The sequence below is a fragment of the Streptomyces sannanensis genome (assembly GCF_039536205.1).
Lineage (GTDB): Bacteria > Actinomycetota > Actinomycetes > Streptomycetales > Streptomycetaceae > Streptomyces > Streptomyces sannanensis.
This window is the reverse complement of the sequence record NZ_BAAAYL010000001.1, coordinates 2443724-2468500: the sequence shown is the minus strand read 5'-3', so window position 1 is coordinate 2468500 and position 24777 is coordinate 2443724. Positions and strand designations below refer to the sequence as shown.

General features: G+C 71.2%; 25 protein-coding genes and 1 pseudogene. 8 read left to right on the top strand and 18 right to left on the bottom strand.

What is annotated here, in order from left to right:
- Nucleotides 1–25: 25 nt before the first annotated feature.
- From ABD858_RS11620 to ABD858_RS11585, 8 genes are all read right to left on the bottom strand, one after another.
- Entirely contained in the window at nucleotides 26–982 is a 957-nt protein-coding gene (locus ABD858_RS11620) for a glutamate ABC transporter substrate-binding protein (RefSeq protein WP_345044449.1), read from the bottom strand.
- A 125-nt stretch (nucleotides 983–1107) separates the two neighbouring features.
- On the bottom strand, nucleotides 1108–2451 hold the full coding sequence (locus tag ABD858_RS11615) for a hypothetical protein (RefSeq protein ID WP_425586186.1): 1344 nt from the start codon (nucleotides 2449–2451) through the stop codon (nucleotides 1108–1110).
- Nucleotides 2452–2695: 244 nt separating this feature from the next.
- On the bottom strand, nucleotides 2696–3682 hold the full coding sequence (locus tag ABD858_RS11610) for an N-acetylglucosamine kinase (protein ID WP_345036289.1): 987 nt from the start codon (nucleotides 3680–3682) through the stop codon (nucleotides 2696–2698).
- Nucleotides 3673–4938, bottom strand: a complete 1266-nt coding sequence (locus ABD858_RS11605; protein ID WP_345044444.1) for a 6-phospho-beta-glucosidase — start codon at nucleotides 4936–4938, stop codon at nucleotides 3673–3675. The genes ABD858_RS11610 and ABD858_RS11605 overlap by 10 nt, the downstream gene beginning before the upstream one ends.
- A gap of 157 nt (nucleotides 4939–5095) precedes the next feature.
- Complete coding sequence (locus ABD858_RS11600; RefSeq protein WP_345036286.1) at nucleotides 5096–5476, bottom strand: PIN domain-containing protein; 381 nt, start codon at nucleotides 5474–5476, stop codon at nucleotides 5096–5098.
- Nucleotides 5476–5763 carry a DUF1778 domain-containing protein gene (locus tag ABD858_RS11595; RefSeq protein ID WP_215060360.1) on the bottom strand — a complete coding sequence of 96 codons (288 nt, stop codon included), beginning with the start codon at nucleotides 5761–5763 and terminating at the stop codon, nucleotides 5476–5478. The genes ABD858_RS11600 and ABD858_RS11595 overlap by 1 nt, the downstream gene beginning before the upstream one ends.
- 332 nt (nucleotides 5764–6095) lie before the next feature.
- Nucleotides 6096–6302, bottom strand: a complete 207-nt coding sequence (locus tag ABD858_RS11590) for a DUF397 domain-containing protein (protein WP_345036283.1) — start codon at nucleotides 6300–6302, stop codon at nucleotides 6096–6098.
- On the bottom strand, nucleotides 6302–7183 hold the full coding sequence (locus ABD858_RS11585; protein ID WP_345036280.1) for a helix-turn-helix domain-containing protein: 882 nt from the start codon (nucleotides 7181–7183) through the stop codon (nucleotides 6302–6304). The genes ABD858_RS11590 and ABD858_RS11585 overlap by 1 nt, the downstream gene beginning before the upstream one ends.
- Before the next feature lie 207 nt (nucleotides 7184–7390).
- Between ABD858_RS11585 and ABD858_RS11580 the strand changes: the two genes are divergently transcribed.
- Both ABD858_RS11580 and ABD858_RS11575 read left to right on the top strand, forming a co-directional pair.
- Nucleotides 7391–7807 (top strand): ATP-binding protein, encoded by a 417-nt coding sequence (locus tag ABD858_RS11580; protein WP_345036278.1) that lies wholly within the window; start codon nucleotides 7391–7393, stop codon nucleotides 7805–7807.
- 163 nt (nucleotides 7808–7970) lie between these two features.
- Nucleotides 7971–8555, top strand: a complete 585-nt coding sequence (locus ABD858_RS11575; protein ID WP_345036276.1) for a Uma2 family endonuclease — start codon at nucleotides 7971–7973, stop codon at nucleotides 8553–8555.
- A gap of 67 nt (nucleotides 8556–8622) precedes the next feature.
- Here ABD858_RS11575 and ABD858_RS11570 read toward each other — a convergent pair whose 3' ends face one another.
- A complete protein-coding gene (locus ABD858_RS11570) occupies nucleotides 8623–9696 on the bottom strand; it encodes a mechanosensitive ion channel family protein (protein WP_345036274.1) in 1074 nt (357 codons plus the stop codon).
- 238 nt (nucleotides 9697–9934) lie between these two features.
- On the opposite strand from ABD858_RS11570, the gene ABD858_RS11565 reads away from it, so the two are divergent.
- Entirely contained in the window at nucleotides 9935–10471 is a 537-nt protein-coding gene (locus tag ABD858_RS11565) for an HNH endonuclease (RefSeq protein WP_345036272.1), read from the top strand.
- Nucleotides 10472–10514: 43 nt separating this feature from the next.
- Here ABD858_RS11565 and ABD858_RS11560 read toward each other — a convergent pair whose 3' ends face one another.
- The gene (locus tag ABD858_RS11560; protein ID WP_345036270.1) at nucleotides 10515–13439 is read right to left on the bottom strand and encodes a glycoside hydrolase family 84 protein; all 2925 of its coding nucleotides are present in this window, start codon (nucleotides 13437–13439) and stop codon (nucleotides 10515–10517) included.
- Nucleotides 13440–13639: 200 nt separating this feature from the next.
- On the opposite strand from ABD858_RS11560, the gene ABD858_RS11555 reads away from it, so the two are divergent.
- The 3 genes from ABD858_RS11555 to ABD858_RS11545 are packed head-to-tail and all read left to right on the top strand — an operon-like array spanning nucleotide 13640 to nucleotide 16117.
- Complete coding sequence (locus ABD858_RS11555) at nucleotides 13640–13768, top strand: hypothetical protein (RefSeq protein WP_345036268.1); 129 nt, start codon at nucleotides 13640–13642, stop codon at nucleotides 13766–13768.
- Nucleotide 13769: 1 nt separating this feature from the next.
- Nucleotides 13770–15863 carry a 4-alpha-glucanotransferase gene (gene malQ, locus ABD858_RS11550; protein WP_345036265.1) on the top strand — a complete coding sequence of 698 codons (2094 nt, stop codon included), beginning with the start codon at nucleotides 13770–13772 and terminating at the stop codon, nucleotides 15861–15863.
- A gap of 20 nt (nucleotides 15864–15883) precedes the next feature.
- Entirely contained in the window at nucleotides 15884–16117 is a 234-nt protein-coding gene (locus ABD858_RS11545; protein ID WP_345036263.1) for a hypothetical protein, read from the top strand.
- 90 nt (nucleotides 16118–16207) lie between these two features.
- On the opposite strand, the gene ABD858_RS11540 is transcribed toward ABD858_RS11545, so the two are convergent.
- Complete coding sequence (locus ABD858_RS11540) at nucleotides 16208–16705, bottom strand: MarR family winged helix-turn-helix transcriptional regulator (RefSeq protein WP_345036260.1); 498 nt, start codon at nucleotides 16703–16705, stop codon at nucleotides 16208–16210.
- Between the two features lie 226 nt (nucleotides 16706–16931).
- On the opposite strand from ABD858_RS11540, the gene ABD858_RS11535 reads away from it, so the two are divergent.
- Nucleotides 16932–17867 carry an EamA family transporter gene (locus tag ABD858_RS11535; protein ID WP_345036258.1) on the top strand — a complete coding sequence of 312 codons (936 nt, stop codon included), beginning with the start codon at nucleotides 16932–16934 and terminating at the stop codon, nucleotides 17865–17867.
- 106 nt (nucleotides 17868–17973) lie between these two features.
- Here the strand turns inward: ABD858_RS11535 and ABD858_RS11530 are convergent, their stop codons facing one another.
- A complete protein-coding gene (locus tag ABD858_RS11530) occupies nucleotides 17974–18717 on the bottom strand; it encodes a Clp protease N-terminal domain-containing protein (protein WP_345036256.1) in 744 nt (247 codons plus the stop codon).
- Between the two features lie 71 nt (nucleotides 18718–18788).
- Between ABD858_RS11530 and ABD858_RS11525 the strand changes: the two are divergent.
- Nucleotides 18789–18932 (top strand): annotated as a pseudogene (locus tag ABD858_RS11525) (allantoicase); the annotation flags it as partial.
- Between the two features lie 103 nt (nucleotides 18933–19035).
- Here ABD858_RS11525 and ABD858_RS11520 read toward each other — a convergent pair.
- The 6 genes from ABD858_RS11520 to ABD858_RS11495 all read right to left on the bottom strand — a co-directional run bounded on the left by ABD858_RS11520 (nucleotide 19036) and on the right by ABD858_RS11495 (nucleotide 24641).
- A complete protein-coding gene (locus ABD858_RS11520; RefSeq protein ID WP_345036254.1) occupies nucleotides 19036–20379 on the bottom strand; it encodes a cytochrome P450 in 1344 nt (447 codons plus the stop codon).
- 27 nt (nucleotides 20380–20406) lie between these two features.
- Nucleotides 20407–21483, bottom strand: coding sequence for a selina-4(15),7(11)-diene synthase (locus ABD858_RS11515; RefSeq protein ID WP_345036252.1), 1077 nt, complete (start codon nucleotides 21481–21483; stop codon nucleotides 20407–20409).
- A 240-nt stretch (nucleotides 21484–21723) separates the two neighbouring features.
- The gene (locus ABD858_RS11510; protein WP_345036249.1) at nucleotides 21724–22344 is read right to left on the bottom strand and encodes a GTP-binding protein; all 621 of its coding nucleotides are present in this window, start codon (nucleotides 22342–22344) and stop codon (nucleotides 21724–21726) included.
- Nucleotides 22325–22690, bottom strand: coding sequence for a DUF742 domain-containing protein (locus tag ABD858_RS11505; RefSeq protein WP_345036248.1), 366 nt, complete (start codon nucleotides 22688–22690; stop codon nucleotides 22325–22327). Before ABD858_RS11505 ends, ABD858_RS11510 begins: the two co-directional genes overlap by 20 nt.
- Nucleotides 22687–23100, bottom strand: a complete 414-nt coding sequence (locus tag ABD858_RS11500; RefSeq protein ID WP_345036246.1) for a roadblock/LC7 domain-containing protein — start codon at nucleotides 23098–23100, stop codon at nucleotides 22687–22689. Before ABD858_RS11500 ends, ABD858_RS11505 begins: the two co-directional genes overlap by 4 nt.
- A complete protein-coding gene (locus ABD858_RS11495; RefSeq protein ID WP_345044441.1) occupies nucleotides 23097–24641 on the bottom strand; it encodes a sensor histidine kinase in 1545 nt (514 codons plus the stop codon). The genes ABD858_RS11500 and ABD858_RS11495 overlap by 4 nt, the downstream gene beginning before the upstream one ends.
- Nucleotides 24642–24777 lie beyond the last annotated feature (136 nt).

Genomic DNA, 24777 nt, shown 5'->3' with positions numbered 1-24777 from the left:
CTGCCTCTCCGATCGGCCAACACGCTCAATTGTCCCGGTACTTCGGTGCCGGAGGCGCCGATATCCGGGGCAGGTCGGTGGCCAGCCACTTCTGGTAGGCCCGCATCCACGCACCGCTCGCGCGATACCCGTCGAGCACCTTGTTCACGCGGCGGACCAGATCGTCGTTGCCGAGTTTGGTGGCCACTCCGTAGTACTCGGTCGTGAACGGCCTTCCCTTGAGCTCGACCGCCGGGTCCTGTGCCGCCTGTCCCGCCGCCAGGGCGTTGTCCGTCACCACCGCGTCGGCCAGCCCCAGTTGCAGCCTGACCAGGCAGTCCAGCTGATTGGGCACGGTGTACCGGTCTCCGTCGAAGAGGGCTCCGAACGACTTGGCCTTCAACGCGTCGTACGCCGTCGAACCCTTGGCCGTACAGATCTTCTTGCCCCGGAGCGAGGAGTCATATCCTGTGATCTTCGATGCCTTGGGGGCCAGCACCTGCTGCCCGGCCTGGAAGTAGGCGGTGGAGAAAGCGACTTGCTCGATCCGCTTGCAGTTGATCGTCATCGTGCGGACCACGATGTCGACCTTGTCCTTCTGGAGCGCCTCGATGCGCTGGTTGGTCGGTATCGCGCGGTAGATCACCGCGTTCGGGTCGCCCAGGATGTCCTCGGCGATGGCCCGTACGAGGTCGATGTCGAACCCCTCGAGGTTGCTGGTCGCAGGATTCTCGAGGGTGCTGGTCGCCGGATTGCGGTAGCCCCAGCGGAAGCTGTTCTGGTCGACGCCCGCGATCAGCTTGCCGCGCTGCTTGATGCGCGCGACGGTCGGCCCGTCCGCGGCCGACGGCCGCAGACTGGCCTCGGGGTCCTTGCAGGTGTCGGCCTTCGCGGGCACCGCCCGGGCCACGCTCTGCCGCACGGGCGCGGAGTGCCCGCCGTCGTCCCGGGCCGTGAGCGGCAGCAGTACCGCCGTGGCGGTGACCGCGCACGCCACGGCCATTCCGGCCGCCCCGCCCGCCCGTCGCCCACCACCGCCCTTCCAAGGAAGCGCTTCGCGCCCTTCTTCTTTCCCGCGCAGCCCTCCGGTCCAGCCGGTCCTGGTCATGTCGCCCCCTGCCACCCGTCTCACCTGTACTCCGCGAGCCTGCGGCTGATGCCGACCCCGGCGGCCGCCGCGCCCAGCAGCGCCAGCGCCGGCGCTCCGGCGGGCAGCCCGGTCAGTGCGCCCCGTCCGTCCTCCGCGGCGCGGGTGAACTCGCGCTGCTCATGGGCGAGCGCCCGCTCCAGCGCCGCGTCCACGCCGTCGAAGGACTGGCCGGTGGACTTCTTGTCGCCGATGACCAGCTTCAGAGCGCCGTTGTAGTCACCGCTGTCGTCGGTGTCACGGGCCTTGCCGTGACGTTCGCGCCACTCCTTGACCTTCGCGACGGCCTCGGTCACCGGTCCGCGGCCCGCACCGTCGTCGGCGAGCTTCCCGGCGGCCTCGAGCCGTTCGCCGAGCACCTTCATGCCGGCCGCGTAGTCCGTCTCGTACTTGTCCTTGCCGTCGGCGGTGAGCACGGCGCCCCGGGCGACCAGGGTGAGGTTCTCGTTGGCGCGGGCCTTGAGGGAGCTGATCCGCGCCTCGTTGAGCACCTTCAGCGACTTCTGGCCGTGCTCGTGGGCGGAGTCGAGCTCCGCCCTGGCCACCGCGTGCCCGACCACCAGCCACAGCAGGACCACCACGGCCGCGGCGGTGGCGGCGAGCAGCCCCCGGTTGAACACCCGGTTCGTGCGGCGGTAGTCGCGCAGTTGGGCCCAGACGAGCACGGCGAGCGCCGGCACCCCGACGGCGAGTGCGAGGAACGGCCAGGTGCGGGCGTCGGACCGGTCGCGGCCGAGCCGGGCCGTCTCGGCCTGGTACAGCTTCTCGGCCGCCGGCAGCAACTCGTCGGTCATCTGCTCGTTGGCGTACCGCAGATAGGCGCCGCCGAGCGGAAGCCCCTGCCGGTTGTTGGCCCTGGCCCGTTCGATCAGGCCGGTGTAGCGCGGAAGTTGTTCGTTCAGCCGGGCTATCTGCCGGCCGGAGTCGCTCGAAACGTCCGTATTGGCCGCGGCCTTCACCAGCAGCCGGGACGCGGTCGCGATGTCCTTCTCGTACCGCGCGTGCACCTCGGCGGGCTCCTGCGCGCCCGCCAGGAAGCCGCCCGCCGCGGCGGTGTCCGCGTCCGCGAGCGAGCGATAGATGCTCGCGGCGTCCGCGCTGAGCGGCTGGCTGTGGCGCACCACGTCGTCCGCGGAGGCCGCACGGTCCGCGACCTGCCAGGAGGTCATCACGCCGAACGCCACCACCAGCGGCGCCACCACGGCCCCGATGAGCCACAGCCGTCCGGGCTCGGTCGTCGTGGCGGTGCGCAGCCGGTCCTTCGACTCGGCCCAGCCGCCGCGCGTCGGCGGCCGCTCCTCGAGCACACTCGGTGGGTATGCCACTTGACCTCCCCCTAGGTCACTGACGGTGTCCGTCTCCCGTTCGGCCGGAGGACGAGCAAGTCCGGCAAGCAGTATGGCGGCCGTGACCGACATTCACACCATGAATGCCGCGATCTTGATGGTGCCCCGCCGTTCGCACTCCCCCCTTGTACACGTCGTGCCGATCAGTCCGGTTCCGCCGGGGCAGCCCAAGATCATCGGACCGGCCGGAACTCCCGGCCCGTCCGACGATCGGGGACAACCGTCACGCGTAGTGCACGCGCAGCGCGGCGTGCGCCGTCGCCGGGGCGGCCACCCGGTCCAGGCCCAGCAGGGCCGCACCGAGCACCGGTGGGGCGGTCACCACCAGCGGGACCGCCCTGGGGGCCCGCCGGGCGAGCAACGCGACGATGCGGTCGTCCAGTTGCGGATGGCGGGCCGCCAGCACACTGCCGCCGAGCAGCACCGGTGTCGCCTCGTCGAGCAGCCCCAGCCGGCCCAGCGCGACGGTGGCCATGGCCACGATCTCGTCGGCCTGACGGTCCACCACCGCCCGGGCCACCGAATCACCGTCCGCGGCCACCGAGAAGAGCACCGGGGCCAGTTCGTGCCTGCGGGAGGGCGCGATACGCCCCAGATGCAGCGCCTCGATCAGCGCGTACATCGACGGAAGCCCGAAGTGCGCGGGCAGCGCCGCGGCCAGTGCGGTGGGCTCGCCCCGGCCGTCCTCCGCGCGGGCCGCGAACCACAGCGCCTCGTCCGCGAGGCCCCCGCCGCCGCCCCAGTCGCCCGAGATCCTGCCGATGGCGGGGAAGCGGGCGGTGCGTCCGTCGGGGGTCATCCCGACGCAGTTGATGCCCGCTCCGCAGACCACCGCGACCCCGCGCGGTTCGGCTCCGGCGGGCAGGCCGGCCCGCAGGACCGCGAAGGTGTCGTTGAGGACCCGTACGGTCCTGCCCCAGCCGCGTGCCGCCAGAGCCTCCGTCAGTTCCCGTTCCTCCACCGGAAGATCGGCGTTGGCGAGGCAGGCGGAGACATGGGAGGCGAGCGGATTCCGCATGGCCCCCGCCGCCTCCGCGGCCCGGGCCACCGTCTCCGCCAGCGTGTCGAGCGCCGCCTCGACCCCGACCGCCGGCGGCCGGAAGCCGCCGCCCCGTGCCGTTCCGAGGACGCGGCCGTCCGCGCCGAGCAGCGCCACATCGGTCTTGCTGTTGCCGGCGTCGATCGCCAGTACCGCCGCCGTCACGCCCACGCGAGGTGCTCCCGGTTGTGCGCGATCAGCCGGTCGGTGAGCGCCTCCGCGTACTCGTACTGTCCGATCAGAGGGTGGGCGAGGAGCGCGCGGACCACCCGGTCCCGGCCGCCGCGCAGGGCGGCGTCCAGCGCCAGGTCCTCGTAGGCCGTGACGTTCGCGATCAGCCCGGCGTACAGCGGGTCGAGCCGCGGCACGGCGAGCGGAGTGACGCCGGAGGCGTCGATACGTGCCTGGACCTCGATCACCGCGTCGTCGGCGAGGAAGGGGAGCGTGCCGTTGTTGAACGTGTTGACGACCTGCGCCGGGCTGCCGGCCCCGCCGAGCAGCGCGGACGCCAGGTCCACGGCCGCCTCCGAGTAGAAGGCGCCACCGCGCTTGGCGAGCAGTTGAGGCTTCTCGTCCAGCGACGGGTCGCCGTACATCTCCAGGAGTTCCTTCTCCATCGCGGCGACCTCGGCGGCCCGCGACGGCTTGGTGCGCAGCTCCCGTACGACCTCGTCGTGCGTGTAGTAGTAGCGCAGGTAGTACGAGGGGACGACGCCCAGCCGGTCAAGCAGCGGGCGCGGCAGACGCAGATCGGCGGCGATCGTCTCGCCGTGCTCGGCGAGCAGCTTCGGCAGGACGTCCTCGCCGTCCGGCCCGCCGAGCCGTACGCCCAGCTCCCAGGTGAGGTGGTTGAGCCCGACATGGTCGAGGTGCACCTCGCCCGGCGCCACGTCCAGCAGCCGGGCGAACTTGCGCTGGAGGCCGATCGCCACATTGCACAGGCCCACGGCCTTGTGCCCTTCGCGCAGCAGTGCGCGGGTCACGATCCCCACCGGGTTGGTGAAGTCGATGATCCAGGCGTCGGGGTTGGCGTGCCGCACCCGCTCCGCGATGTCGAGCACCACCGGCACCGTGCGCAGCGCCTTGGCGAGGCCGCCCGCGCCCGTGGTCTCCTGCCCCACGCAGCCGCACTCCAGCGGCCAGGTCTCATCCTGGTTGCGTGCCGCCTGCCCGCCCACGCGCAACTGGAGCAGCACCGCGTCTGCGTCCGCGACACCGGCGTCCAGGTCGCTGGTCGTGGTGATGACGCCGGGGTGGCCCTGCCTGGCGAAGATCCGCCGGGCCAGGCCGCCCACCAGCTCGAGACGGTCGGTGGCCGGGTCGACGAGCACCAGCTCGCCGATGGGAAGCGTGTCCCTGAGCCGTGCGAAGCCGTCGATCAACTCGGGGGTGTAGGTGGATCCGCCACCCACGACGGTCAGCTTCATGTCGTCAACCAGCCCTTCATCGGATGGGGACTGCGCAGGGGAGAGTGGACCGACGCGGCGCTCATGGTCGTCCACGATCTCCTGCGCCTTCAGCAGCGCCTGCCAGTGCGCGGCAGGGGTCTCAGCAGCCATGCACTCACAAAACCGTCCGCAGCGGTCAGACTGTGAAGAGGCGGAGTTTGACGCCGATGGAGTCGGCGAGGTGGGTCAGGTCGTCGGGGTCGCTGGTGACCACGGCGGCCTGGTGCTGGACGGCGGTGGCGACAACGATCGCGTCGACCACGTCGGAGGTTCCCGAGGCACCGCAGGCGACTCCTGCGGCACGACCGGTGCGTTGGTCGTCGGCGAGGATGTCGCAACCCTTGAGCACTCTGGAGATCTGGTGCTGCGGCCCGCCTCTCCAGGCTTGGGCGAGCACGACGACGGGAACGACGGGGCGGATGTGGGCGACGGTCAGCTCGTCGTGCAGGGCGAGGAAGTCCGGGTTGCGGCGCTCGGCGGCCAGCAGGGCGCCGGTGTCGTAGACGATCGTGCGCACTACCCGACCGCCGACCACGGCTCGTCGTCCAGCAGGCCGGCCTCCATGAGGAACTGGCGGGCGCGCTGCCTCGACTCCTCCGGCAGCTTGCCATGCTCGCTCTCGTACTCCGCCACCAGCTCACGCGCGGCGGCACGGCCCTGGGCGTGCAGGGCGGCGATCTGAGCCTTCTCGACAGCGGCCTCTGCCAGCCAGGCGGACACCGGCTTGCCCTCTTCGGCGGCAGCGGCCTTGATCGTCTCTTCGACCTCGGGCGGTACCGAGATCGACAGCTTTCTTGCGGTCATGGCTTCACGGTAGCGCACGGTAGGAACGCGTTCCTACCGCCTTTGCGGGGAGGCTGCGGTGCGGCCGGTGCTGGATGACAGGTCCAGACCTCCAGTTGCCGTCCCGCCACGCCTCTCCGGCGGCGACCCGTTCCTGGTCCTGCCGCTGGCGGTGGCTCGAGTGAGCAGACGCACTCGGTCGGTAGGGCGATGCGACGTTCCGAGCCGGCGGTCTTGGCGGACATGCGCTCGGTGAGGTCGGCGGCCTCCTTGTGGGTGGTGCCGTAGACGCGGGTGCGCTTGCGGGTGCCGCCGGTGGTGAGGATGCAGCCGGCGGCTTCCCAGTGGCTGTTTCACGCGCGCATTGAACTGTTCGTCATGTCGAGGTGAGCGACGTGCGTGCGGAACGCGTACCAGCTGGCGGAAGTAATGCGAACGACCGGCCCTCCGGGGCTCTTGGAGTCCCGGACGGCAACGGTGCCGGGTATGTTGACCGCGACCTCGACGCATTCGCCGCTTCCGCTGCTGTAGCTGGACTTCATGAAGTCGAAACCGTCCATCAATGCATGTCCTCGCTGATGCTCTCGATCAGTCGGAGCGAGTCCCTGGGGGCCAGACTCAGCCTTGCCGTGCGTTCGAAGAACGAGCTGTACGTTGCGCTTGCGGTCTCGTTCTCGACCCACACGGTAGCCGCGATGCTGTCGACGTGGACCACGTCCACCGCCTCGGTCTCGGCGAAGGAGATGATGTTGAAGGAGCCTGCCATGCATGCGTGGCCGCCTGCCCGGAAGGGCAGCACCTGGAGGCGTACGTTGGGGAGTTGAGCCGCGTTCAGCAGGTGCTGCAACTGTGTGCGCATCACTTCAGGGCCGCCGACCTGCTGTCGCAGCGCCCCTTCGCCGATCACCGCGTACACCTGAAGCGGTCCGGGCGCAGACAGTCGGGCCTGGCGCTTCATCCGTACGCCGACCACTCCCTCGATCTCGCCCGGGTCCTGCCAAAGACCCTCGCTCACCACAACCGCCCTGGCGTACTCCGGTGTTTGGAGCAGGCCAGGGACAAACGCCTGTTGCCAGGCCCGGACGCCGGACGCGATGTCCTCCATGGCGATGTACTCCGCCATGGCTCCGGCCTGGGGCGCGTGTTGCCACCACCCCTTGGCCTTGCGGCGCTCGCGGTCGAGCCTGGCGAGGCCGAGCAGCCGGCCCAGGGTTCTCTGGTCGTCCAGGCCGTAGAACTCGCACAGCGCACGGATGTCCGGGTCCCGCATGGGTACCCAGCCCTGCTCCATCTTCACGATCTTCGAGTTCGTCGCGCTGATGACGTGGGCGGCTTGCTGCTGGGTCCTGCCCGAAGCGTCACGCAGGCGCAGCAGTTCGCTACCGAGCCTGCGTCCGAGGACAGTTGACGCCCGGTTGCCTCGTTGTGGCGATCCATTCACGGTCCCAGTGTTGCCTGTCCGGCGTCGGCCGGTCGACGCCCTTCACTCGTTGGGGATAAATGTCTCCGAGTCAGTTGCGGCCGCGCCAATCGCCTCACTACTTTCGGTGCTCGACCGCCCACCAAGCGGAGTCAATTGGTGGAAGTGCACCGCCCTGCCCTGTGCAGATGCGGCAAGCCACCGCCCGATCGCACACGGAGGTGTGCCATGGCCGAACCCCCCACCACAGAGGTCAGCCGCGTTCTGCAGGAGGACTGCCTCGACTACACGCCGCACGCCCGCAGCGTCACCCTCGCCCGTCGAAGAGCTGCCCGACTGGTCACCGAGTGGGGGCGCCCCGCCCTTGCCGGGGACGCGGCGCTGGTCGCCTCGGAGCTGGTGACAAATGCCCTGTTGCACGGCAGCCTGTGCGAGCGACTCATCCGTGTACGGATCACGCTCACCGGCGCCTCGCTGCGTATCGAGGTCAGCGACCCGCGAGGCGAGCGGTTGCCGAGCTTGCGCCCGGCGGAGGCGGAGGACCAGTTCGGCCGGGGTCTGCATGTGGTCGAGCACCTGGCCGCGCGCTGGGGCTGGGAGCCGCGTGTGGTCGGCAAGACGGTCTACGCGGAGTTCGTGTGGTGAGCGAATCCGTACCCCCGCACAAGAGGTGCCGCAGCGGCAACCAAAGCGTTACCTGCGGGGCGCGGGGTCGTTCCCACGGTGGGCGAACTCGCGGGCGTGGGGGCGGCCCGCTCCGTAGTCTGGAGGTCGTACCCCCGCTGAAGCAGACGCAGGAGGAGGCTCGGTGACAGTGACCGCCGACCGGCCGCAGATGCTGGTTACGGAGTTCGAGGAAATCGCCCGCCAGGCGGACCGTGCTGCCGAGGGCGCACGGCTCGAGTTCATCCATGGACACATCGGGGGGAAGGCCGTGCCCGACGGCGACCACGGACGCATCATCCAGTGGCTCACCCGCATCTGTATGCAGCACCGTCCCGATCTGTGGCTCGATCCCACACAGGGCCTGGTGATCGAGACCTACCGCGAGGGACGGGCGCGCCCCGACGGCTCGCTCGCTCCCGCCGACGCGTTCGTCGGCCAAGGCGAATGGGCCGAGCCCAGCCCCGTCCTCATGGTTGTCGAAGTCACCTCGTACGACTCCGACACCGACCGGCGTGACCGTGTCGAGAAGCCCCGGGCCTACGCCGAGACGGGCATCCCGGTGTATCTGCTCATCGACCGTGACACCTGCGAGATCAAGGTGCACAGCCGGCCGGACGGCGTTCGCTACGAGAACGTCCAGACTCTGCCGTTCGGCAAGGAGGCGACCCTCCCGGACCCGGTCGGCATCACCCTTGACACGGAGCCGCTCAAGAACTGGGTTCGCTGAGTCGGGCCTCACACGGAAACGGCGCCCGGAGGAATCACCTCCGGGCGCCGTGTGCGCTGCGTGCGCGCTACTTCGCCGCGTTCGTCGGGCCCTGCTGGGGCGGGATCGGGGACGCCGCCACCGACTGGGGCGAGGCCGGGTTGGCCAGGGCGGAAGGGGCCGCCATCGTGGCCGTCGGGTCGGCCGGGGGCTCCTCCTCTTCCACCGGCTCGGGGCCGCCGACGGTGCGGATGCCCGCCTCGTCCAGGGCCTGCTTGATGCGCCAGCGCAGCTCGCGTTCCACACTCAGTGCCTTGCCCGGCATGGTCTTCGCGGAGACCCGGACGTTCATCGAGTCCAGCAGCACCGAGTCCAGGCCCAGCACCTCGACCGGGCCCCACAGGCGCTCGTTCCAGGGGTCGTCCTTGGCCATCGCCGTCGCGGCCTCGTCGATGACCGTACGGATCCGCCCCAGGTCCTCGGTCGGCTTGACCTGGACGTCCACGCCGGCCGTGGCCCAGCCCTGGCTGAGGTTGGCGATGCGCTTGACCTCGCCGTTGCGTACGTACCAGATCTCGCCGTCGGCGCCGCGCAGCTTGGTGACGCGCAGACCGACCTCGATGACCTCGCCCGTGGCGACGCCCGCGTCGATCGTGTCGCCGACGCCGTACTGGTCCTCCAGGATCATGAAGACGCCGGACAGGAAGTCGGTGACGAGGTTGCGCGCGCCGAAACCGATCGCCACACCGGCTACACCGGCCGAGGCGAGCAGCGGCGCCAGGTCGATGTTGAGGACGCCGAGCACCATCAGCGCGGCCGTGCCCATGATCAGGAAGGACGCGATCGAGCGGAGCACCGAGCCGATGGCCTGCGAGCGCTGGCGCCGCCGCTCCGCGTTGACCAGCAGGCCGCCGAGCGAGGTGCCCTCGACCGCCTCGGCGCCGCGGTTCATCCGGTCGATCAGCTTGGTGATCGTCCGGCGGACCACCGTGCGGAGGAGGCCGGCGATCGCGAGGATCAGCAGTATGCGCAGTCCCATGGACAGCCAGGTGGACCAGTTCTGCTCCACCCAGCTGGCCGCCTCGGTGGCCTGCACGTGGGCCTCGTCGAGCGTCACGGGTGTCCCGGGCGACGGGTCGGCCAGTACGTCGGACCGGAACACGGCAGAACCTCCAGATATGGCTACGGCTGTCCACCACACTAACGGGGCATCGGGGGTGCTTCGTGGCCATGTTCGAGGGAGAGCCCTGTCTCACCTGGGGAAGAAAGGAGGTGTGGCCGAAAACACTTCGGACCCGTTACGGGGACTTGGTGGCGCTTCGACCAGCCATGAGGAGAGACTTAAGGCAGATCGTCCCGGCGCGAGCCACGCGCCGCCGGCGTACAAGGAGGCGTCCACCGTGCCGCACGTCCTGGTCCTCAACGCGTCGTACGAGCCCCTCGGCGTCGTACCGCTCCGCCGCGCGCTCGTCCTCGTCCTGGAGAACAAGGCGATATGCCTCGAGGAGTCCGGCGCCTTCATGCACAGCGCGACCCGTGTCGTCCCGGCGCCCAGTGTGATCCGCCTCAAGAGATTCGTACGGGTCCCCTATCGAGGACCCGTTCCGCTGACCCGCCGTGCACTGTTCGCCCGTGACGGCGGGCGCTGTATGTACTGCGGTGGCGTCGCGACCAGCGTCGACCACGTCATTCCGCGCAGCCGCGGCGGCAAGCACTCCTGGGACAACGTGGTGGCCGCCTGCCGCCGCTGCAACCATGTCAAGGCCGACCGCCATCTGATGGAGCTGGGCTGGCGCCTGCGTCACAAGCCGGAGCCGCCGAGCGGTCTGGCCTGGCGCATCATCGGGACCGGACACCGGGATCCGTGCTGGTTGCCATACCTGCAGCCGTACGGCGCCGACGACGCCATGGCCCGGATCGACGGCATTTCCGCCTGACGATCCGGGTCATGTTCTGTCCGGGGGCGGAGCGGTCCATGGCTCAGTCCGCCACGGCGTACGCCTCCACCGTGAACAGCGACACGCCGAACCGGGTCGCACGGCGGTCCGACTGCACCCGGACGAAGCGGGTGCCCGGTTCGTCCATGCGGACCGACTCGACGCCGCCCCGCCCGTCCCGCACCGTCGCCGCGGTACGCCAGGCGCGGCCGTCCGCCGAGACCTGGACGCGGTAGGCCGACGGATACGCCTGCTCCCAGTGCAGCACCACCTGCCCCAGCCGCACCGGCCCCGCCAGCTCCGTCTGCCACCACGCACCGTCCTCGGCGGGCGACGACCAGCGGGTTCCCGGGTCGCCGTCCGCCGCCGCGGCCGCCGGGAAGTCCGGGGTCTCGTCGCCGGAGGAGGACGCCCGGCCGGTACGCGCCAGATCGGGGCCCGCGGTCCGCGGATACGCCCGTACCGTCAGGGTCCGCCGCTCGCCGCCGAAGGCGAAGGTCACCGGGTACTCGCCGGCCGGCGTACCCGCGGGGACGGCGACCACGACGGGGACGGTGGTGCGCGAGCCGCGCGGCACCGTCGTACGGACCGGCACCGACACCGTGACGCCCTTCGGCGCCGTCACCTTCAGCGCGCCGGCCACGGGACCGGGCCGCCGGGCCGTCAGCCGCACCTCGACGCGCTGCGGCGCGCCGCCGATGTCCATGTCCGCCGTGCCGCGCACCAGCTCCAGCGCCGCCGCCGGCTCGTCCACGAACCACGGCACGAGCGCGCGCACCGTGGGGCCCCGGCCGGTCCAGGTGAGCCGCAGCGCGTCGGCGCGCACCCCGCCCCCGGCCGTCTGGGTCCAGCCGCTCGCCGCGACCGGGCCCAGCCTGCGCCAGCCCTCGCCCGGCACATGTGCCTCGACGACCGCACCGGCCGCGCCGGGCGTGGTCATCGCGGTGACCGCCGCCAGGGGGCGCACCCGGTCCAGCCGGACCGTGTACGTGCCCGGGCCGGCCTCGGCCTCGCCGGCACCGGTGCGCCGGCTCGCTCCCGTCCAGTCGGCCGACTCGCGCTCCGCCCGGTCCAGGAAGGCGTCCAGGACGCCCTTGCCGACCGTGACGGTGTCCGCGTCGGCGTCGGCGGCCTCGTGCAGGGGCTCGAGTGCCAGTGCCGCGCTCCAGGCCGTCGCCCCGTCACCGCGCGCCTGGGCCTGCAGCATGTCGACGGAGAGCTCGCCCGCCCGGCCGTACCGGGCCAACTGCTCGATCCATGGCCGCGCTTCCTTGCCGAGTTCCCCGCCCGCCGTGTCCCGCAGCCGCTGCGGAGCCTCTCTCATCACGCCGAACGCCGCCCGCAGCCGCGCTGCCGCCCGGTCCCGCACGGCCGGGGCGGAGCCGCGCGTCGCCCAGAACTCCTTCATCAGCGGGCGCAGATACGCAGACTCGACCGGGTTCAGCAGTGAGGAGGCGTCGTTGCCGGCCAGGGCCGTGAGGGCCTCGCGGGCCCGCGGGTCCCCGTCCGCCAGATCGTCGAGGGACGCCCGCCAGGAGTCCTCCGGCACGTATCCCTTCGGGTTCCAGGCGAAGTCGGCGGCGGTGAACAGCGGGATACGGGACGCCGAGGCCTGCTCCATGGCGTTGGTGAGCAGCGCCGCGGATCCCCCGGCCACGGCGGGCTCGCGGCCGGTGTACGGTCCGAGGAAGATGCGGTCCTGCGCGTAGTCGTTGACCGGGTAGTTGTCCATCGTGACCAGCGGATGCCGGAAGACGGTGCGTGCGCCCGCCAGTTCGCGGCCGGTGATGGTGCGCGGCACGACGCCGACACCGGTCCAGGCCACCTGCACCGGCCCGTCCAGCTCCCGGGCGAGCGCCCGCCGGTAATCGGTCGAGCCGTCCTGGTGGTACTCGGTCGGCATCAGCGACAGCGGCGCCGCCTCGCCCGGATACCGCTCCGCCAGATGGCGCGCCACCGCGCCGGCCACGCGTGCCTGCGCCTTCGCGGCCGCTTCCGGGCCTGAGCCGAAGGTGTCCGCGTCCTTGTCGCAGTGCCACTCGCTGTAGCTGACGTCCTGGAACTGCAGCTGGAAGGCGCGCACCCCGAGCGCCCACATCGCGTCGATCTTGCGCGTGAGCGCCGCGACGTCCTTGTCCGAGGCCAGGCACATCGCCTGCGCGGGCGCCACGGCCCAGCCCAGCGTCACATGGTTGTGCCGGGCCCTTTCGGCGAGATCCCGGAACTCTGCGCGCCGCTCGGCGGGGTAGGGGTCCCGCCACCGGGCCTGCCGGTAGGGGTCGTCGCCCGGGGCGTAGAGATAGAGGTTCTGCTTGGTGCGGCCCATGAAGTCGAGCTGCTCCAGTCGCTGTTCGCGGCTCCAGGGCCGGCCGTAGAAACCCTCCGTGGTGCCGCGTACCGCCGTGCCGGGCCAGTCCCGTACCACGACCGCGGGCACCGAGCCGTTCGTGACCAGTTGCCGAAGCGTCTGCGCGGCGTGGAACAGCCCGTCCTCGCCGGTGCCGTCCAGTGCGACCGTGTCCCGGCCCGCGACCCGCCCGGCGGCCAGCCGGTAGCCCCCGTCCGGCAGGTCCTCGCGCTCGCGCATCCGCAGGGCGCGCAGCGCGTTCCGCGCGGCCGCGCCGCCGGCATGTACGACAGGAACTCCCGCGGGCAGCGGCTCGCCCGGATGCACGAGGTGAAGCGTCGTCACGCCCGCTTCGCGCAGCACGGTACGCAGTACCCCGACGGTGGACGAGTCGGCGTCCTCACCGACCGTCAGCGCCGCCTCCGGACCCAGCCGTACGGCGGAGCCTCCGGCCCGTACGGACTGCGGCCGCGGCCAGACGGAGGGCGCGTCGACACCGGCGGCCGGGGGAGGGGCGGTCGGCTTCGGCGCGGCGGACGCGCCGGGCACCGCGGTGCCGAGCAGCCCGCCGATGACGGCCGCCGTGACGGCCGTCGCCTTCCTCCTGTGCCCGATCTTCATGCAGGGAGCCCACCACCCGTGCGACGAGGGTGTCAATGTGGCGAGGTCGTTGTGCCCGAATTGGCCGGTTGACCCGGTACGTTGCCGGAACGGGTACAACCGTGCACGTATGTCGCCGCGTTCGCTGGGTAGGGCTCCGGGTGACCCGTGCTTTTCGTCCCGTACACGCCGTCCATGCCGCCGAACCGTGGAGAACCCCCGTGGCCGTCCAGGACATCGAGCCGTTTTCGACCAGCGAGCCCCGGCTCGCCGATGCCGCGCCGCTCACCGGTGAGCCCAAAGTCCCGCCACTGACCGACGAATCCGGCACGGAGCCGACGGGAGTCTGACATGGGCCTCGCCCGGCTCGCCGCGATGCACGGCGTGGCAACCTCGTACGAGCCCTCTGCGGGCCGCACGGTCCCGATCCCGGACGCGACGGTGGTGATGGTGCTCGCCGTGCTCGGCGTCGACGCGTCCACCCCGGAGGCGGTGAACGCGTCCCTGGCCGCGGCCGAATCGGCGGCGGCGGAGCGCCTGCTGCCGGCGACGGTGGTCCACTGGCTTCCGTCGGCGGAGCCGCCGGAAGCCGTTGCATCCCTGCCCTCCGGCACCCGGCTGCGCATCACGCCGGAGGACCGGCGCGGGCAACCCGGCGGAGAACGGCAGGCCGCGCTCTGGGCCGAACTCCCGCCCGGCGTCCACCGGTTGCACGCCGACGCGCCGGACGGGCGCACCGGCACCGCCACCCTGGTCGTCGCGCCCCCGCGCGTCCCGCAGCCCCCGGGCCGCACCCACGGCTTCCTCGTGCAGCTGTACTCCCTTCTCTCCGGCCGTTCCTGGGGCATGGGCGACCTCGGTGATCTCGCCGACCTCGCGGCCTGGTCGGGCCGGGCGCTCGGGGCCGGGTTCGTCCAGATCAACCCGCTGCACGCGGCCGTGCCCGGGAGTCCGGCCGATCCCTCCCCCTACCGGCCGTCGTCGCGACGCTTCCCCGACCCCGTGCATCTGAGGGTCGAGGACGTGCCGGAGTACACCCGGGTACGGGACCGGGCCCGGCTCGACGCCCTGCTGGAGAAGGCCGACGCGCTGCGCGCCGGTGTGCTCCGGGAGGGCGCGCTGATCGACCGGGACGCGGTGTGGGAGCTCAAGCGCGAGGCGCTGGAGATCGTAGGGGCCGTCCTGCCGACCCCCGGCCGGCGTGCCGCGTACTGCGACTTCCTGGCCGAGCAGGGGCAGGCCCTGGAGGACCATGCCACCTGGTGCGCCCTCGCCGAGGTACACGGGCCCGACTGGCACCGGTGGCCCGCCGGGCTGCGGGACCCGCGTTCGCCGGAGACCGAGCGGGCCCGCACCGAGCTCTTCGACCGGGTCGACTTCCACTGTCGGCTCGCCTGGCTGACGGACACCCAGCTGGCCGCCGCCCAGCGGGCCGCGCGCGACGCGGGCATGGCGGTCGGCCTGGTCCATGACCTGGCCGTCGGCGTGCACCCGGGCGGCGCGGACGCCTGGGCCCAGCAGGACGCCTTCGCGCGCGGTATGGCGGTCGGCGCTCCGCCGGACGCGTTCAACGCGCGGGGCCAGGACTGGGGCCTGCCCCCGTGGCGGCCGGACGCGCTGGCCGCGTCCGGCTACGCCCCGTACCGGGGGCTGCTGCGCGGGCTGATGCGGCACGCCGGAGCTCTGCGGATCGACCATGTCATGGGGCTGTTCCGGCTGTGGTGGGTGCCGGAGGGCCGTGAGCCCGCCGAGGGCACATACGTCCGGTACGACGCCGAGGCGATGCTCGCCGTCCTCGTCCTGGAAGCGCATCGCGCGGGCGCCGTCGTCATAGGGGAGGACCTCGGCACCGTCGAGCGCGGCGTGCGCGACGCGCTGGCGGAGCGCGGAGTGCTCGGCACGTCCGTGCTGTGGTTCGAGCGCGACTGGGGCGGTACGGAGCGACCGCTGCCCCCGGAGTCCTGGCGGGAGGGCTGTGTCGCCACCGCCACCACCCACGACCTGCCGTCCACGGCCGCGCGCCTCACCCACGACCATGTCGCGCTGCGCCACGAACTGGGGCTGCTGAGCCGCCCGCTCGCGGAGGAGCAGGCCGCCGACGCGGCGGAGGTCGCGGACTGGCTCGCGTATCTGACCCGGCTCGGTCTGCTGCCGGAGGGCCGGCACGACGAGGAGGGCGCGGTACGTGCCGTGTACCGCTTCCTGCTGCGCACCCCGGCCCGTATGGTCGGTGTCTGGCTGCCGGACGCGGTGGGTGACCGCAGGCCGCAGAATCTGCCGGGTACCTGGGACGAGTACCCGAACTGGCGGCTGCCGGTCGCCGACGCGGAGGGCCGGCCGATGACCCTGGAGGAGCTGGTGGCGACGCCCCGGCTGCATGCGCTGATGGACGTGTTCAGAGCCCTGGAGCCCGGTACAGGACCCCCGGGCGCGCGGTCCGTTTAGGCATTCACTACATTTGCACTGTGGACAAGAAGAACGCCCTGCGCGCCGGCGCCGTCGCGACCGGTTCGACGCTCATGATGCTGCTGATGTCGTCCCCCGCGCTCGCGCTGACCCGCGACGACGGTGACCAGCCGGGTTCCGGCCTGAGCGTGGCCGAGACCGTCGGTCTTTTCGTCGTGGCGCCGATCGCGCTCTTCGCGGTCATCGCCGGTCTGGTCATGGTGCTGGACAAGTCCCGCAAGAAGCAGGCCTGACGCCCGGCTTCTCCAAATTTTCCGAGGCGCCCTCGGGTACGTACGTTCGTGTACGTGCCGGAGGGCGCCTTCTGCGTTCTCCCGGCGTGCTCAGTGCGCCGCCAGCAGCAGCCGCAGCAGCCCGTTGAGCTGCTCCCGCTGCTCGGGGTCGAGCGCCGCGTCGACGACCTCGTGCTGTGTGTCGAGCCCCGCTGTGACGGCTTCTTCGACCAGGGCGAGGCCCTTGTCGGTGAGGGTCACCTTGAGTCCGCGCCGGTCGTTCGGGTCGGGGCTGCGGGTGAGCAGCCCGGCGCGCTCCAGTTTGTCGAGCCGGCCGGTCATCCCGCCGGTGGTGAGCATCAGCGTCGCGGTCAGCTCGCGGGGGGAGAGGGTGTAGGGCTCTCCGGACCGCCGCAAGGTGGCGAGGACGTCGAACTCGCCGCGTGAGAGACCGAAGCGCGCGTACACCTTGTCGATGCGGTCGCCCATGGCACGGGCGATGCGATAGATGCGGCCGTAGATCGTCATCGGGCCGGTCTCGAGGTCGGGACGCACGGCGGCCCACTGGCCGGCGATCGCGTCCACCGCGTCGGGGGTCATGCCTGTCATGCCATGAGTATCGGGCCGGAGTGGGTCGGCCGCAAGAAAGTAGCTTGACGGCAAGTTGCTTAGCGCTAAGCTACTTGCCGTCGACCTTTCTGCTGGTCCGCCTGGAGCGCGCGCTCCCCGCGGACGCGGTCCACCCGCGGCGGCCGGCCCCGGCCGCTGCGTTCCTCCCGGCCCGCCCGGTCCCCGCGACGGCCACGGCCTGGTCTTCCCCCTCAAGGAGTGCGTCATGAACCGCAACCGCATCGCCACCGTCGCGCTCACCGCGCTGGCACCCGTCTCCTGGGGAACCACCTACTTCGTCACCACGGAATTCCTGCCGCCGGACCGGCCGCTGTTCACCGGGCTGATACGCACCCTGCCTGCCGGGCTGCTTCTCCTCGCGCTCACCCGGACCCTGCCGCGCGGGATGTGGTGGGGCAAGGTGGCCGTGCTCGGCGCGCTGAACATCGGGGTGTTCCACCCGCTGCTGTTCCTCTCCGCCTACCGGCTGCCCGGCGGCATGGCCGCCGTCATCGGCTCGGTCGGCCCTCTGTTCGTGGTCGCGCTCGCCGCACTTCTGCTGGGCGAACGGCCGACCGTACGCGCGGTGCTCACCGGCATCGTCGCGGCGCTCGGCGTCAGCCTGGTCGTCCTCAAGGCCACTGCCTCGTTCGACCTGGTCGGTGTGGCCGCCGCGGTCACCTCCTCCGCGTCGATGGCGGCCGGCACGGTGCTCACCAAGCGCTGGGGGCGGCCGGAAGGGGTCGGGCAGTTCGTCATGACGGGGTGGCAGCTGAGCGTCGGCGGGCTGTTGATCCTGCCGATCGCCCTTCTCGTGGAGGGCGCGCCGCCCGTGATCGACGGCCGCGCCCTGGCCGGGTACGCCTACCTCGCGCTGGTCAACACGCCCATCGCGTACTGGCTCTGGTTCCGCGGTATCGAGCGGCTCGGCGCGACGTCCGCCACCTTCCTCGGGCCGCTGTCCCCGATCACCGCGGCCGTCATCGGCTGGGCGGCGCTCGGCCAGGCACTCACCCCGGTGCAGCTGCTCGGCATGGGGATCGCATTCGGCGCCACGCTGCTGGGACAGGTGCGGGGGAAGAGCACACGATCGATCAGTCCTGCTGAAAGGAATGCCAAGGAAGTTTCGACGGACCTGAGGGGTGAGCCGGCGCGACGGTAGGACCCCCGCACCGGCCCGCAGTCCGAGCCCGGAGAGGGAGGCGGCCGCAGCCCACAGACTGCGGTCGCCTCCCTCTCCGAACTCGTGGCGTCGGCCTGGGATCCCGTCAGGGCGTATGCGACGAGGCGTCGGAAGCGGTGCTCACTGCGCCGGCGATGTCGGCCTCGGCAGTCGCCTTGTCGACACCCAGGCCGGTGAGCACGCCCTTGCCGCCTTCGAACTCCAGCAGTGCGAGCAGGATGTGCTCGGGCCCGATGTGGTGGTGGTTCAGCCGCAGGGCCTCCCGGAACGTCAGCTCCAGTACTTTCTTTGCTCCGGCGTCGTACGGGATGAGCGCCGGCACCTCGTCGGTCGCCGGCGGCAGTGCCGCGGTCGCGCCCCGGCGGACGCTGTCCAGCGGCACGCCCTGCGCGACGACCGACTTCGCGGCGAGCGCGTCCGGTTCGCTCAGCAGGCCCAGCGTCAGATGCTGAGGGCGGACCTCGTTGTTGCCTGCCGTACGGGCTTCCTCCTGTGCGGCCAGCACGACGTTCCGTGCCTGCTCGGTGAAGCGGCTGAACCCCTGGCTGGGGTCGAGGTCGGACGGTTCGCCGGGGTCCTTCGGAACGAAGCGCTTCTGCGCCGCCTGCCTGGTGACCCCCATGGACTGGCCGATGTCCGTCCAGGAGGCACCCGAGCGCCTTGCCTGGTCCACGAAATGGCCGATCAGATGGTCGGCCACTTCGCCGAGGTGATCCGCGGCGATGACCGCGGTGGAGAGCTGGTCGAGGGCGTCGGAGTGGGTCTTCTTGATGCCCTCGATGAGGTCGTCGAGCCGGATGTGATGCGTCATGCCGACTGGTTTCGTCATGTGTCAACCTTAGGTTGACACCCTGCAATCGTCAACCGAAAGTTGACAGCTGACCGGAGTGCGGCGGGCGAATCCCGCGCACCCGGATGCAGCCGGACACGCTGCACCGCTTCCCGCTCGCCGCACAGGCGGTCGCGACGCGTGTCCGGCTGGACGCCTTCCCGCACGGCGGCATCGCCCGGATGCGGCTGCACGGATCGTTCACCGAGCAGGGGGGCGGCCGATCTCCGCGACCGGTACGCGCAGGTGACGGGCTGACACTCGTCGCCGGTCCGCCCGGCCGGGGTCCGTGCGGAACCCGGCCGGGCAGCGGTGCGCTCAGGCGTTCCTCGGGACCACCGTCATCGGCATCCGGTCGGGGTGCGCCACCGCGGAGGCCACTTCCTTCGGCGTGTGGCCCGGAGCCGGCACCAGCCGCCACCGTGCGAGGACCGTCGCGAGGGCGATGGTCGCCTCCGTCCAGACGAACGCGTCCCCGATGCACTTCCGGTTCCCGGCCCCGAACGGGATGTAGGCCTGCCGCGCGATGTCCGTGCGGCGCTCCGGCAGCCAGCGGTCGGGGTCGAATCGGTCCGGCTCGGCGTACTCCCGGGGGTCCCGGTGCAGGGCGTACAGGCTGAACGCGACCTCGGTGTTCTCGGGGAAACTGAACCCGCCGAGCTCCACCGGCGCGGTGGTGCGGCGCATCAGCATGGTGACGCCGTGCAGCCGGATCACCTCGTCGAGCACCCGGCGGACCGCCTCGAGGCGCGGAACGTCCTCGATGGTCACCGGGCGGTCGCCGACGACCTCCTCGATCTCGGCGACCAGCTGCTTCTCCACGTCGGGATGCCGAGCCAGGTGGTAGAAGGTCCAGGAGAGCGTGGAGGCCGTGGTCTCGGCACCGGCGAAGAGGATGGTGCTGAGTTCGTCCCTGACCTCCGTGTCGCTCAGCGACTCGCCGGTCTCCGCGTCCTGCGCGGCCATGACCACCGACAGCAGGTCGTTGTGGCCCGTCGGGCCGGACCGCCGGGTGGCCACGACCACCTCGTCGATGACCTCGCGCAGGGTCGCCGCCGCGGCGTCGAAGTCACGGTTGGCCCGGATCGGCAGCCGGTCCAGGAACTTGGGGGACGCGGCCCGTATCAGCATGTTCTTGAGTACGACGGGCAGGTTCCTGCGGATCGCCTCCACGGCGGGCAGGCCGATGTCCGTGGAGAACATGGTCGAGGCCAGCGTCTCGATGGCGTACTCGGCCATCGCCTGTTCCATCTCGATCTCCTGACCCGGCTGCCAGGAGTCGGCCAGAGCGCGCGCGTTGTCGCTCATGGTCGCGGCGTACGCGTGGATGCGCTGCGGGTGGAACATCGGCTGGATCAGACGGCGGTGCTTGCGGTGCGTCTCACCGTTGGAGTTCGCCAGTCCGTTGCCCGCGAGCGGCCGCAGCCGGTCGAAGAGCCGGCCCTTCTCGAAGCTGCGCGCCTGCTTGACGGTCACCTCGTGGACCAGCTCCGCGGAGGTGATGACGTACACCGGCAGCGTTCCGAGGTCGACCTGGACCAGGTCCCCGTATTCCCGGAGCGACTTGAGGAAGCCGAGCGGATCACGCCACAGCTTCAGGGCATGTCCGAGGAGCGGCACGGCTCCCGGGGCGCGGGGGACCGACTGCAACGCTGCTGACACCGAAGGATCCTTTGTGCTGGACATGTTCTAGACGGTCCGCTGGAGTACGGCCGAGTCGGGGACGAGGTCCCACCACCAGGAGACGCAGGGGATGTCCAGGGGCTCGCTGCTGTCGTCGGTGGGGGTGTCGCGGAACACGGAGGGGATGTTCGCGGGGTCGTCCGGCGTGGTGTACCGCACGGAGGTGATGCCCCAGTCCTGGGCGCCGCGGATGAAGCAGGCGAGGCTGTCCAGGTACTGGCGCAGCTGCGGGCTGCCCTGCTCCGACAGGTGGTCCTTCAGGCGCATGAAGAGCAGCATCACCCGGTCCCGCTGGGAGATCGCCAGGTCCAGGGCCTCATCGGGGGTGAGTCCGTTCTCCCGCTCGAGTACGCGCAGGGCGTTGAGCCAGTAGCCGGTGCTGCGTGCTTCCTTGTGGTACGAGAAGATGTCGTTGTCCCACGTGATGATGAAGGACGCCATCTCGGTCGCGGCGCGGACCGCGGTCTTCTCGCGCTCGTGCGGCTGGAGTTCGTAGCCGTAGCCCATCTCCAGCATCGGCAGCACCACGGACGTCGCGCCGTCGTAGAGCCGCATCAGGGTGTAGTCGTTGAGGTCGGGCACCGTGCCCGCGCGGCGGTGGGACGCCTCCCACACCACGGAGAAGAAGTACTCGCGCAGCGCGTCGATCCAGCGGGCCGCCTGCCCGGCGGTGCCGTACCGGTCGACCCGGATCCGCAGGTCCCGCAGGCCCGCGGCCAGCGGGTCGTTCTCCAGCATCGAGGCTTCCGGGTTCTGTGCGACCCGCAGCAGGCAGTGGAGCATACCGGCCAGGTCTCCCGGGCGGTGGCCGAGTTCGCCCTCCTCGCAGTGTCCGTCGTCCACGCCGAAGAGCCACAGCACGAAGTCCGCGAGGAGGGAGACGACTTCCTCGCGGCCCTCCGGGAGGATCCGGGCGGAGAACGTGCCGATGTCCTGCGTCACGAGCTTGCCGCGGAGTTCCTCGGACCCGATGCGAAACGTTTCTGCCCAGGCTGCGGTCTGTACGTCGACCTCCGCGTGGCGAGGGTGGATCGCCGGCGGGATGGGGGTGAAGATCGGCGGAACTATCAGCTCAGGCCCCACTTCGGTCTTCCTCTCAGGTCGTTGTGATGCATCCCCTGCAGTAACATGCGCCACTTGCATCCCAAAATGATCAACTGTCGCGCATCGTACTCATCGTCAACGCGTCGACCAACAGGGCCACTTCTCAGCCACGGCTGAGGAACGACCCCCACCATGACGGACGTTCGGGACGGACCGCGGCCGGTGCGGCCGGGGACTCCGGGGCGGCGGCGGTGCAGCCCGGCGGGGGAGCGGTGGTGCTCACGACGCCTCCTGAGTGGTGGCCAGGTGCTGGAGGTAGCGCATCAGGGCCATCAGCACGTCCCGGCTGGACTCGCGCCGCCGGGCGTCGCAGTACACGATCGGTACGGCGGCAGGCAGGTCCAGCGCTGCCCGCAGCTCCTCCACGGGGTGCTCCGGCGAGCCGGGGAAGTAGTTGACGGCGACCACGAACGGCACGCCTCGCTCCTCCAGCCGGCCGATCACGTCGAAGCTGACCTCCAGCCGGCGTGGGTCGACCAGCACCACCGCGCCCAGCGCGCCCTCGAACAAGCCGCGCCACAGGAACCAGAAGCGTTGCTGTCCGGGCGTGCCGAAGAGGTACAGCACCAGCTCCGAGTTGATGCTGATCCGGCCGAAGTCCATGGCCACGGTCGTCTGGGTCTTGCGTTCGACGCCCGCCGTGTCGTCGACGCCGACCCCGGCCTGGGTCATCGTCTCCTCGGTCGTCAGCGGCCGGATCTCGCTCACCGAGCCGACCAGGGTCGTCTTGCCGACCCCGAAGCCGCCCACGACCACCACCTTGACGGCGGTTGCGGCCGTATCCGGCAGCACATCCTCGCTGCGCGGCCCCGCGGGCGTGTCAGAGTTTTCGAAGTCCATCGATCACTGCCTCAATCAGTGCGGGGGAGGGGAGTTGCGCGGGCGGGACGGGGGCGCGTGCCAGCACCTTGTCCTCCGCCAGCAGATCACCGAGCAGCACGGTCACGACGCTCACCGGCAGGCTCAGATACGCGGAGATCTCGGCGACCGAGAGCGGTGCATGGCACAGCTTGATGATCGCCGCATGCTCGGGCTGCATCCCGGGCCCGGTCCCCGATCTGGCCACGATGAGCGTGACCAGATCGAGGGAGCGGACCTTTCCGTCTAATGCGGAGGGGCCGCTGCGTCCGCCCGTGATGACATACAGCCGTTCGGGAGTGCCCTCGTGCCAGCCCGGGTCGGTCACGCGGGCTGCCCGACGTCGTGCCTGGGCGGGCTGCTGAGGTGTTCACCGATCCTTGCCACCAGGTCACGCATGCGCTGGCCCATCAGACCGGCGTCCACCCCCTCGTCGGCCAGCACGGCGAGAAACGCCCCCGCGCCCGCCGCCATCAGATAGAAGAAGCCGCCGTCCATCTCGATCACAACCAGCCGCATCTTCCCGTCGCTGTGCGGGAGTTCCTGGGCGACGGCCCCGGCCAGGCTCTGCAGCCCGGCGCAGGCGGCGGCCAGCCGGTCGGCGGTGTCCGTGTCCGCGCCGTGCTGGGCCATGCGCAGGCCGTCCGCGGAAAGGACGACGACGTGCCTCGTCTGCGGCACGCTCTCGGCCAGATCCTTGAGCATCCAGTCCATATCGGTGGCGCGCTGCTGAATCATCGTGTGTTCCCCTTGCTCGCCGACGCCGCTCCGGCGTCGCTGTTCTCGCCAGTCGTGCGGGCGGACTGATCCTGACCATGACCGGACAGACCGCTCTGGAAGGCGGCCAGCCACATGCCGGGCTGCACCGGCGGTGCGGCCGCCGGTTCAGGTGCGCGCCGTTCTTCGTTCGCCGTGGCGGCAGGCGCCGTGACGCGGCTCTTGCGACGGCGCTGCGGCAGGCCGGTCTCGGTCCGCTCGGTCACGACGGGCAGTTCGTCGGCGGGCTCGTCAATGGGCTGCGGCCCGGTCGCCGGGCGCGTGTCCGCCGTGGGCCGCGTCTCGGCGGGCAGGGGCGCCGCGGTGGAGCGCGGCCCGGAGACGGCGCCGATGCCGTGCGCCAGGCCGGTGGCCGCCGCCGCCGTGGTGATCAGCTCCTTCGGTACGACCAGGACGGCGCGCACACCTCCGTACGCCGAGGAGCGCAGCGACACCTGGAAGTCGTACGCCTGGGACAGCCGGCCGACCACCGCGAGACCGAGTCGCGGTGTCTCTCCCAGGTCGTTGAGGTCGATGCCCTGCTGCGCCTGGCGGAGCATCCGCTCGGCCCGCTGACGGGCCTCCTCGCTCATGCTCACACCGCCGTCCTCGATCTCGATGGCGATGCCCGACTGCACGTCCACGGCGGTCAGATGCACCCGGGTCTGCGGCGGCGAGTAACGGGTGGCGTTGTCCAGCAGCTCGGCCAGGGCGTGGATCAGCGGCTCGACGGCCTGTCCCACGACCGCCACCTCGGAGACCGAGTGCAGTTCGACGCGCTGGTAGTCGATGATCCGGGACATGGCACCGCGCAGCACGCTGTAGAGCGGCACGGCCCTGCTCCACTGGCGGCCGGGCCGCGCACCGCCGAGTACGGCGATGGAGTCGGCGAGACGGCCGATCAGGGCGGTGCCGTGGTCGAGACGGAGCAGATCACCGAACACCTGCGGGCTGCCGCCGTGCCGGTCCTCCATGTCCCGGAGTTCCTGGGCCTGCTGGTGAACGATGGCCTGGACGCGACGGGCGATGTTCACGAACGCGCGCTGAGCGGACTCGCGCAGATTCTCCTCGGCGGCCACGGCGTCGATCACCGAGCGCAGCACGGCCTGGTGGGCCGCCGTGAACTCGCGCGTCATCCCCGGTCCGTAATCGTCGCGTGACGACAGCGAATCGAGTACGTCCTCGGGGAACTCGCCCCTGCCCAGCCGCTCCACGACCGCCGGCAGCAACTGCTCGGCGAGACGTACGGTCTCGGCCTCCTGCCGGGCGAGCGCCCGGTCCTGTTCCGCGTTCCGCGCCCGCAGCTCCGCCATCGTCCGCCCGCGCCGGGCGCATTCGCCGCCGACGACGGCCACGGCCAGCACGGCCACACCGCCGAGCAGGGCCACCGGCGTACGTGCCGAGGCGGGCGCCAGGACCAGAGTGATGGTCAGGGCGACCGCGGTCAGGGCCGTGGGCACACTCCACCAGGTGGAAATGGAGGCGGACTTCGGCGTTCCGGGTGACGATCCCATGCGAACCATCTGCACCCTCAAACCACCCCGTCACAGAGATCATGCGTTGACGAGCGGGAAGCTTAACGCCTCCAGGTGAAAGCAATTGACAGAGGGTCACCGCGATGGGCGCTACATCCGGACATAAACGGAACGAGCCCGGTCA

What these genes read in the sequence shown, in the direction of transcription:
- ABD858_RS11620 (WP_345044449.1), bottom strand. Translation starts at nt 982, where the DNA reads ATGGCCGTGGCGTGCGCGGTCACCGCCACGGCGGTACTGCTGCCGCTC.
- ABD858_RS11605 (WP_345044444.1), bottom strand. Translation starts at nt 4,938, where the DNA reads ATGAAGCTGACCGTCGTGGGTGGCGGATCCACCTACACCCCCGAGTTG.
- ABD858_RS11595 (WP_215060360.1), bottom strand. Translation starts at nt 5,763, where the DNA reads ATGACCGCAAGAAAGCTGTCGATCTCGGTACCGCCCGAGGTCGAAGAG.
- ABD858_RS11590 (WP_345036283.1), bottom strand. Translation starts at nt 6,302, where the DNA reads ATGGACGGTTTCGACTTCATGAAGTCCAGCTACAGCAGCGGAAGCGGC.
- ABD858_RS11580 (WP_345036278.1), top strand. Translation starts at nt 7,391, where the DNA reads ATGGCCGAACCCCCCACCACAGAGGTCAGCCGCGTTCTGCAGGAGGAC.
- ABD858_RS11560 (WP_345036270.1), bottom strand. Translation starts at nt 13,439, where the DNA reads ATGAAGATCGGGCACAGGAGGAAGGCGACGGCCGTCACGGCGGCCGTC.
- malQ (WP_345036265.1), top strand. Translation starts at nt 13,770, where the DNA reads ATGGGCCTCGCCCGGCTCGCCGCGATGCACGGCGTGGCAACCTCGTAC.
- ABD858_RS11540 (WP_345036260.1), bottom strand. Translation starts at nt 16,705, where the DNA reads ATGACAGGCATGACCCCCGACGCGGTGGACGCGATCGCCGGCCAGTGG.
- ABD858_RS11535 (WP_345036258.1), top strand. Translation starts at nt 16,932, where the DNA reads ATGAACCGCAACCGCATCGCCACCGTCGCGCTCACCGCGCTGGCACCC.
- ABD858_RS11530 (WP_345036256.1), bottom strand. Translation starts at nt 18,717, where the DNA reads ATGACGAAACCAGTCGGCATGACGCATCACATCCGGCTCGACGACCTC.
- ABD858_RS11510 (WP_345036249.1), bottom strand. Translation starts at nt 22,344, where the DNA reads ATGGACTTCGAAAACTCTGACACGCCCGCGGGGCCGCGCAGCGAGGAT.
- ABD858_RS11500 (WP_345036246.1), bottom strand. Translation starts at nt 23,100, where the DNA reads ATGATTCAGCAGCGCGCCACCGATATGGACTGGATGCTCAAGGATCTG.
- ABD858_RS11495 (WP_345044441.1), bottom strand. Translation starts at nt 24,641, where the DNA reads ATGGTTCGCATGGGATCGTCACCCGGAACGCCGAAGTCCGCCTCCATT.